The sequence below is a fragment of the Paenibacillus sp. F4 genome (genome assembly GCF_002894905.1).
Classification (GTDB): Bacteria; Bacillota; Bacilli; order Paenibacillales; family Paenibacillaceae; genus Paenibacillus; species Paenibacillus polymyxa_B.
Genome location: NZ_POVS01000045.1, coordinates 1 through 5,098, shown reverse-complemented (window position 1 = coordinate 5,098; position 5,098 = coordinate 1). Strand labels below are relative to the sequence as shown.

The 5,098-nt window shown below is 41.1% G+C and carries 1 protein-coding gene; it reads left to right on the top strand.

The window, feature by feature from the left end; genetic code table 11:
- Positions 1 to 23 precede the first annotated feature (23 nt).
- A partial coding sequence (locus C1T21_RS26925) for a non-ribosomal peptide synthetase (protein WP_180984660.1) occupies positions 24 to 5,098 on the top strand: 5,075 nt, incomplete at its 3' end.

Here is a 5,098-nt window from a genome sequence, read left to right as displayed (position 1 = left end):
AAACAATAAAAGAAGCAGTGGTATTGGACAAAGAAGGAGCTGACGGAAATAAGTATCTTTGTGGATACGTCGTACCGGATCAAGAAATAACCGTACAGGGGATGAGGGAACACTTGTCAAAAGAGCTCCCGGACTACATGATCCCTTCCTACTTTGTGCGGATGGAAAAGCTGCCATTGACCCCTAATGGAAAAATAGACAGGAAAGCATTGCCTGTGCTCGATAGCAATGTTAATACCGGCGTAGAATACGTAGTACCTTCGGGAGAAATAGAGGAGAAACTTGCGCTGTTGTGGTGGGATATCCTTGGAATAGAGAAGGTAGGAAGAAATGATAACTTTTTTATGCTTGGGGGACACTCGTTAAAGGCAACAAGCCTTGTAGCAAGAATTCACAAAGAGTTCAATATAGACATACCTCTTAAGGAAATATTCAAGACACCAACCATCTTAGAAATTGCCAGATATATTAAAGACTCAAAGGAGAGCCTATATCAGTCAATCCAACCGGCAGGAGAAATGGAATACTACCCTATGTCATCTGCACAAAGAAGGCTGTATATACTAAACCAGCTTGAAGGGGCAGGGACAGCATACAACATGCCTGGTATTATGCTGCTGGAAGGAAGCATTGATACAGCGCGTTTCCAGGAAGTCTTCAGGCAGTTGGTAAAAAGGCATGAGACTCTTAGAACATCGTTCCACATGATCGATGGTAACCCGGTCCAGAAGGTTCATGACCATGTGGAATTCAGCGTGATGTACTTTGAAACTAACGAAGAAAAAGCCGCAGAGTATGCTGGGGAATTTGCCAGACCTTTTGATCTTGGCAAGGCTCCTCTGCTAAGGGTAGAGCTTGTAAAAACGGGAGAAGACAGGCATCTTATGATGTTTGATATGCATCACATTATATCCGATGGTGTCTCCATGGACATACTGATTCGTGAGTTTATGGATCTTTATGAAGGAAACAACCCTCCAGCACTTCGGATACAGTACAAGGACTACGCTGTATGGCAGAATAAACTGTTTGATGAGGGCGGAATTAGCAGCCAGGAGGAATACTGGCTCCAAGCATTCCAGGGAGAAATACCTGTACTGAATATGCCGCTAGACTATCCAAGGCCTGTAATACAAAGCTTTGAAGGGGATTTTTTTAGCTTTGAAGCAGGCAGTGAGCTTACGAATAAATTAAACAAGCTTGCAAGGGATAATGGGGCTACGCTTTACATGACACTGCTCGCGGCATACAACATATTGCTGTCTAAGCACACCGGACAGGAAGACATAATCGTTGGAAGCCCTATAGCCGGAAGGCCACATTCAGACCTGCAGGATATCCTTGGTATGTTTGTAAATACCTTGGCTATGAGAAATTACCCCAAGGGAGATAGTACCTTTGTAGAATTCTTGAATGAAGTAAGAGAAAACGCTCTAAGGGCTTATGACAATCAGGATTACCAATTTGAAGAACTGGTTGAGAAGCTTAACTTGAAGAGGGACATGAGCAGAAACCCACTGTTTGATACTATGTTTACCATGCAAAATGCCTCTAAGGTAGAATTTGCAGTACCTGGTATAAGCTTCAGACCTTTTAATAACGGGCTAGAGTATAGAATATCAAAATTTGACCTATCCATTGATGCAATAGAGCGTGAAGATGGTATGGCTTTTAGCTTTGAATATTGTACTCGGCTTTTCAAAAAAGAGACTATAAAAAGGTTGGCGGCTCATTACCTTAACGTGTTGGAAGAGATAACCGCAAATCCGTTTAAAAGGTTGTCGGAAATAAATATGTTGTCCCAGGAGGAAAAACAGCAAATAATCTATGGCTTCAATGATACAAAAGTAGAATATCCTAAGGATAAGACCATACAAGAGCTATTTGAAGAACAAGTGGAAAAGACGCCTGATAACATAGCAGTAGTATTTGAAGATAAATACTTGACTTACGGAGAACTTAATGAAAAGGCCAATCAACTGGCTTGGATCTTAAGGGACAAGGGATTAAAACCTGACAGTGTAGTAGCTATAATGGTAGACCGGTCCATAGAAATGATAATAGGTGTAATTGCTGTATTTAAAGCAGGAGGCGCGTATTTACCCATAGACACCGAATATCCTGAAGAACGAATCAGATATATGATCGATGACAGCTTGGCTGGAATTATTCTTACGCAAGAACATCATAAAGAAAAAATTAAATTTGATCTTGATATTATAAGCTTTGATGACTGTGTGAATTACAACGGGAGAACAGAAAATCTTCCTGTCATTAATAAATCTTGTAATTTAGCATATGTCATTTATACATCAGGAACCACAGGAAAGCCAAAGGGGATCATGATAGAGCATAGAAGTCTTGTCAACATATCTTACGCATGGAAAAAGGAATATAGGCTTGCGGATATGGATGTAAAGCTGTTGCAAATCGCAAGTTTTTCTTTTGATGTATTTGTGGGAGATGTTTCGAGAACGCTGCTCAACGGAGGCCAAATGGTTATTTGTTCATCCGAGGAGAGATACGATCCTGCACGATTATATTCACTTATTAAAACCCATAAAATAACCATCTTTGAATCCACACCGGCACTGATTATTCCTCTTATGGATTATATCCATGATAATGCTTTGATTATTGATAGCCTCAAGTTGCTTATACTTGGATCAGATACTCTCTCTGTGGAAGATTATGAAAGATTACAATCCTGGTATGGAGAGAAACTGCGGGTTGTTAATAGCTATGGGGTTACTGAGTCCACCATAGATTCCAGTTATTACGAAAAGAGACTGGGAAGCTATTTGGAATCCGGGAGTGTACCTATCGGAAAGCCAATGCAAAATATAAAATACTACGTTGTTGACAAACACTTGAGACCTCAGCCTACAGGGGTTTTGGGTGAGTTGTGCATAGGGGGAGAAGGGCTTGCAAGGGGATATCTAAACCGGCCCGAACTGACAGCTGAAAAATTTGTACCTAACCCGTTTATACCAGGGGAAAGGATGTATCGTACAGGGGATCTGGCCAGATGGCTGTCTGATGGGAATATGGAATTTTTAGGAAGAGTAGATCATCAGGTAAAGATAAGGGGATTTAGAATAGAGCTGGGGGAAATAGAAGCACAACTGCTAAAGCACGTTTCAATAAAGGAAGCAGTGGTTATTGCAAGGGAAGATCAGAAGGGAAACAAGTATCTGTGTGCCTATGTGGCAGGGGAAAATGAATTAACAATAGCAGAACTAAGGGGACATCTCTTAAAGGACCTTCCAGACTATATGATACCATCCTATTTTATGCAGTTAAAAAAGCTGCCGCTGACTCCCAATGGCAAAATAGATAGGAAGGCATTGCCCGAACCTGACGGCAATATCGATGCTGGAATAGAGTATGTCGCACCCTTGGGTGAATTGGAGGAGAAACTTGCGGGGTTGTGGCAGGATATCCTTAGTATAGAGAAAGTGGGAAGAAACGACAATTTCTTTGAGCTGGGGGGACATTCCTTAAGGGCAGCAAATCTTATTGCCAGGATTCACAAAGAGTTCAATGTAAACATACCGCTTAAAGAAATATTTAAGAGCCCAAATATGTCTGAAGTTGCCGAGTGCATCAAGATTGCAAAGGAGAGTGTATTTCATTCTATTGGGCCGGCTGGGGAGATGGAGTACTATCCAATTTCATCCGCCCAGAAAAGGCTGTATATTCTAAACCAGCTTGACGCAGTTGGGATGGCATACAACATGCCTGGTATTATGCTAATTGAAGGCAAACTCGATAAACTGCGCTTTGAACAGGCTTTTAGGGAGCTTGTTGACAGACATGAGTCTTTCCGTACCTCATTCCATATGATAGATGGTAAACCGGTACAAAAGGTCCATAGCAATGTGGATTTTAGTGTTATGTATATGGAAACCGATGAGGAAAGAGCTGCGAAAATAGCCAGTGAATTTATTAGGACCTTTGACCTTGATGAGGCTCCTTTACTTAGGGTTGGGCTTATAAAAGTTGGAGAAGACAGATATATTATGATGTTTGATAAGCACCATATTATATCTGACGGGGTGTCTGACGACATACTGGTAAGAGAATTTATGAGCCTGTATGAAGGTAAGGAACTTCCGGAACTTAAGATTCAGTACAAGGATTTTTCCGTATGGCAGAACAGGCTGTTTGCTGATGGGACAATTAGTAAGCAGGAAGAATACTGGCTCCAAGTATTCAAAGGAGAAATTCCTTTGCTTAATATGCCGCTAGACTACCCTAGGCCAGCTATACAGAGTTTTGAGGGAGATGTGATCAGTTTCAAAGCAGGCAAGGAGCTTGCTGTTAAACTGAACAAACTTGCAGTGAATAATGGTGCCACGCTCTACATGGTACTTTTAGCTTCATACAATGTCCTTTTATCCAAGTACACCGGACAGGAAGATATTATAGTTGGAAGTCCCGTTGCAGGAAGGCCGCATACTGATCTTCAGGACGTTATTGGTATGTTTGTAAACACGCTAGCCATGAGGAATCACCCTCAAGGTGGAAAGACTTTTGTGGACTTCCTTAATGAAGTAAGAGAAAACTCCTTAAGGGCTTACGAAAACCAAGATTACCAATTTGAAGAACTGGTAGATAAGCTTAACCTGGAAAGGGATCTGGGCAGAAATCCACTTTTCGATACTATGTTTGTACTGCAAAATATCGAGGCATCAGAAGTGAAGATGGATGGGCTAAGGTTTATGCCCTATGACAGTGAAGTAAGAATATCCAAGTTTGACTTGACTTTAAACGCTGAGGAAACAGAGGACGGTATTGCATTTGAATTGGAGTATGCTACCAGGTTGTTTAAGAAAGAGTCAGTTATAAGGCTTATTGCCCATTACCTTAATGTATTGGAAGAGGCAGCAGCCTTTCCTGAAAAAAGGCTATTAGAAATTGATATGCTGTCACAAGACGAAAAACATCAAATATTATATGAATTTAATAATACAAAAGCAGGATACCCTCGGGAAAAGACCATCCATCAGATTTTTGAGGAACAGGTGGAACGGACACCCAATAATATTGCTGTAGTGTTTGAAGATAAACAGCTGACTTATAAGGAAGTAAACGA